Here is a 4,684-nt window from a genome sequence, read left to right as displayed (position 1 = left end):
TCTCCTCGACTGATAGCCATCTGTCTTCCATACTAAGCTCCTTTCCAGATGCAATCACATCTGGAGACCCCATCAGAATCAGTATAAAATGGGATCAAATTGGAATAAAACCAGTATAAAGAGAGGGATTAATCTGTCAATAGCCAAATCATAAAACAGACAATATCATTGGAGTCAGAGTTCAGATAAAGAAAAAGGGAAGCATACCGTCATATTTGCTTCCCCTCTCCTGATCTCACTTTTAATGAGAATCAGGAATGCGCAGGTGTGTATCTTGTAGAGTGACGGTGCGCAAAACTAATACACTTGCTTACTCTTTTTTGCTTCAAGCTCAGCTCGGATATTGAAGTGACTCCACTTAGTAAACCAGTGGCGTCTATATATAACAGCATCTATTATTTCTTGAAAATTGGAATCCAGTCCGAATGATTTCAGAAGATTGACTTTTTCAGTATTTTCTATATATGGACAACAAACCAGATCAAGAAGTAAAAGGACAGATTCTGTTTTTTTCTTATTTGTCTCAAGATCATTTGCTGCTAATCGCTTAGAAGCAATCTCGGTAACTTTACAACGAATGTTGCTATATCGTTTCTTGTCCCGGACGTAGAATAATATCACAGTAATCTGAAAATAATCCAGGTCAATCTCAGGATCTATTAAACCTTTGCTATTTCTAAGACCCAGATACTTTTCCAGGGTATCCTCTTCAAACCAGTATTGCTTCCCTAACTCCTTCAACACTACTAACAAGTACAACGATTCAAGTCTTGCATACTTTTTCTTAGTGTTTCGTTTAAGTATATCAGCTGTTCGATCAAATATAAACTTATATACCCGATGTTTGCCCCCACAAAACAAACTCTGTCTATCGTTCAAAGCTATAGTTACCGAGTTAATAATTCTACATAGTTTTATAGTTGAATTTACTCGAGGAGCCATTGAGTAGATATAAAAAACAGTATCGAGCAATTCGTTGAGTATAAACAAACTATCCTGTAAGATACCCTCACTAATGACCACATTCTTGTTGTTAAACAGTGATATGATTCTCAAATAATCAGAAACTCTATTTGCTAGGAGTCCGATTGTGTAGGGTAGAACTTCTTTCAACTCCGTTCCCGATTCTTTGACAATCAGCTTGAAATCCACTTTTGCATTGGAAGTATGAACAGCTTTCTTGATCTTATTTATGAATCTCTGGACTTCATCTTCATTGAACTCGGTTGAACTATTAAGGAAAGACCCTAACTCATAGATAGGTAGATTTATGTTATTAAGCAGGTTTTTAATCTTTGATTTGAAGATCGTCATTTTTGTAATAATCGGTCTTTCTATGAGTTCTGATTTTGAGTGATTGATAGAGAGCTTATATTCTCTTAGTCGTAGCTCATAGTGATCAACTACACAATCTCTCGTGGATGGATCGTTGTAGAATAGAAAGTAATCATCTACATAGCGGAACAACTCATAGTCTTGTTTATGTTTGATCTCTTGAGGCAATCCTTCATGGACGTCTCTATCAATCCTTTGTAGAATCATTTCAGCAAAAACTCTCGAAAACTCAGGACCAATTACAATACCATTAGTCTCATTATAGGAAAGAGCTTGCATAAGAGAATCAAACTTGCCAGCAAAAGTATGCTTCGATTTTCCAATTTCTCTTTTAACCGCCTCTTTATTGTAGATTGCCCATGAAATACTATGGGTATAGATGCTGTCAAAACACTTGGCAATATCGAACTTAAATAGATTGTCAAACCTAGTTTCGCATCTATGATATTCCTGTGATTCATAGAATTCATGTAAGTTTCTGTATCGTGAGTATAAGAAGAAGTTATCGAGATAGAAATAGCTTTCGTCATCACTGGGTATGTCTGTCGCATGGAATGATTCAGCATTCATGGATACCTTGGACGGGTGCCTGATTGAGAATGGACTTAACGAACAGAAATAGGTTATTAGATGTTTATACTTGTCAATATACTCCATAACTCTTAGCTGGTTTCTCGGATGCACTATTGCGAGCTCACGATAGTCTATATCTTTGTGTATAATGCGATACAAGTAAGGTATAGTAATGTCGCCCTTATCGTTTTGTTCCCCGTTAAGAAGAATTGATAGAATTGCACTAACTGTTTGTTCTGTCTTGTTCATATCACCGTTGAAGACTTTGCCAACTAGTTCCTTACATATGCTCGAATCTCTATCGTAACAGATTTCTCCTTTTTCATCGAAGTGCACTTTTAAGCTGATTATCAATTCATAGAAATGCCTGTTTGAAAATGATAAAGGAATCTCAAATGGGAGAACATCTGATAATAATATTCTCTCTTTTGACTTCCTCTTCGGATTCAAGGTTCTCTTCACTTCACGCCCTTCCAACATTCAGAAATTTCTTTGAAATCACTTTGAGTTAAGATAAAAAACATTTTTTCTTTAAAGCCAATTTCAAAGCTGACGCTTTTAAAGCGGTTCATTAGTGTGCTCGATAGCTGAAGCTTGATCAACTTCTTATTGAGTTCACTATCGAGTTTCTTGAGTTGGGAGAAGCAATTTACAAGAGTGTTTGAGAAGTATATGCCAATCAAAATGTTTGATTTTCTATTTTGTAGTTTTGTGTTCCCGGCAAGATATCTCAAACGCTTGAGCAGCATCCGGTCCTCTTTTCTTTTATTATATGCTTTATTTGCAACATATGCTGCAAATACAGCATCCATCCGAGCCCTAATTCGGCTAATCTTGTGTGTTGAAAGACCGATGAAAAGTGATTTGCCTTTATAATGAAAGTTGTACCCAAGAAAATCGAATTTATAAGACATGCTTTGATTAGCGGGATTAGTTAATCCGTAAGCCTTTGACTTTGATGTGTTCTTTCTTAATGAAAAATCTGAGAATGTCTTATCTATCATGGCTTTATAAGCGCTTATGTTACAAAGTGTACTTGGCGTAAAGACAAAAATCATGTCATCTACATATCTCCTATAGAAAACCAGATCATTAATCAAGGATACTCGATGATCAAATTCACGCATATATAGTTCTGCTAAATATGCGCTTACACCTATTCCTCGTGGCACACCAAGCCTTGAACCTGATGAAGTATAATACTGCTCCATTATCTGAATTAATATGCGTTTATTAAATCTGGATAGTAAGTTTTCCCTCTTTATATGATCCAGCACGGCTTCAGGGATGCTTTCATAAAAGTTTTCAACATCAGTGCGGTAAATATACTTAGGAAAATTGTCATCTATGATGCCTGCAAGTTGACTAACAATCTCAGACCTATTTGATTGTTTTACTTTGTACAGTTTTCTGAGGCAGTATTGTAGATGCTTTAGGGCGAAGTAACTTTCCGGCTCATCATTCACGACATATATTGGTTTGTTTCCATCGGATTCTTTCTGATAAATTGTCACTTTACAATTGCTATCATTTAGCGCTGATATGATTCTAACAAGATGCTGATCAATCTCGTCATCTCTTTTCCTTCTGATTCTATCAATCAGTTCGCTAATTTTCTTGATAATCGATGCATTAGCATCGATGTTGCCACTGCCAATGATTTTTTTCTTATAACTGATTAATGTGTCGATGCGTCTATCAAAACGAGTAACTCCCGGCATAAACCTACTCACAAGATAGTTACCCTTTCGGTTTTCCATCAATATGATATTTCGTAAGCTTTGGATAGTCACTGCTTGATCAAACACTAGGTTTCTCCTATACTATAATGCTATTAAGGCAAGAGATTCTGAGCCTTTACCATGAAAGTACAATGGTCTAAGTAACCCCAAAAAAGTCAATTGTTTTATTCATCGTATCTACTCATATATCCTAACTCAACAATCTATAGCACCCAGCCCTATTCAGACTCCTCAGTTGACCCAAGATACCTTTCTGGACTTTTCTGCAAATTTTGGGCACGTTTTGGCGGGAAATAACCACATATATGAAGCCCCTCAGATCAACCACTTCAATCGATGCCAGAGCTTCCAGATAGATATAGACCCACTGTCTGGATTTGCCTATGTCTTGTGCAATCTCTCGGATGGACTTGTATCTGCCTTGTTCCATGATATCCAGTAGCCTGTGGGCGTCTGCTAAGCTGAAAGTCCAGCCTTTGTAGTGTTGATAGCCGATCCTGGCTTGGTAGCGGTTAGCTCGGACGTAGATGGGTGGGTCATCTTCAATCTGCTTGATTGCCTGGCTTTGGAGCAGTTCGGGTAGTAGCTTTTCTATTGCTTCTCTGCTTACACTGGTCAGTTTGGTTATAAGTTCTGCATTGAACAGGCGATCATACTGATTGTTGAAATTGAGGATGAGTTCTTTATCAGTCATTATCACCTCAATCATCCAGATCGGCTTGCGAGACTATTTCAAGATTCTTGTATCTACCAATCTCCTCTACTGATCGGATGAGCTTCATGGCTTTACGGACATTGCCGCAGGAGTGGAAGTGGACATAGTCGACAATATCTGGATGGAACTTTATCTCTAGTACCTCAATGCATAACTGTGCGATGTCCCTCTTGGGCAGGTCTTGGAACTCATAGAAGAAGTTGCATCTATCGAAATAATACTCATTGATCTGATTGAGCTTGTCCTTGGCATTCTGCATCCCGACCAGGATCACAATCGCTGTGGTCACATCCACTATATCCCTGATTGCTCCCAAGAG

Annotated in this window: 4 protein-coding genes; all 4 read right to left on the bottom strand. The window is 37.7% G+C overall.

Going from position 1 to position 4,684, the window contains the following annotated elements:
• Nucleotides 1-297: 297 nt before the first annotated feature.
• Nucleotides 298-2,157, bottom strand: a complete 1,860-nt coding sequence (locus tag LHW48_01090) for an RNA-directed DNA polymerase (protein ID MCB5259058.1) — start codon at nt 2,155-2,157, stop codon at nt 298-300.
• A gap of 209 nt (nt 2,158-2,366) precedes the next feature.
• Complete coding sequence (locus LHW48_01085; GenBank protein MCB5259057.1) at nt 2,367-3,716, bottom strand: RNA-directed DNA polymerase; 1,350 nt, start codon at nt 3,714-3,716, stop codon at nt 2,367-2,369.
• Nucleotides 3,717-3,840: 124 nt separating this feature from the next.
• A complete protein-coding gene (locus tag LHW48_01080) occupies nt 3,841-4,344 on the bottom strand; it encodes a hypothetical protein (protein MCB5259056.1) in 504 nt (167 codons plus the stop codon).
• Between the two features lie 7 nt (nt 4,345-4,351).
• The coding region (locus tag LHW48_01075; GenBank protein ID MCB5259055.1) for an ATP-binding protein at nt 4,352-4,684 on the bottom strand (333 nt) is incomplete at its 5' end.

The organism is Candidatus Cloacimonadota bacterium (assembly GCA_020532355.1).
In the GTDB taxonomy this organism is placed as follows: domain Bacteria; phylum Cloacimonadota; class Cloacimonadia; order Cloacimonadales; family Cloacimonadaceae; genus UBA5456.
The sequence above is the reverse complement of the archived record's forward strand: the minus strand, read 5'-3'. Positions and strand labels throughout refer to the sequence as shown.

Excerpts from the sequence above, each read along its gene's own strand:
- LHW48_01080 (MCB5259056.1), bottom strand. The coding sequence starts at position 4,344 with ATGACTGATAAAGAACTCATCCTCAATTTCAACAATCAGTATGATCGC.
- LHW48_01090 (MCB5259058.1), bottom strand. The coding sequence starts at position 2,157 with ATGAACAAGACAGAACAAACAGTTAGTGCAATTCTATCAATTCTTCTT.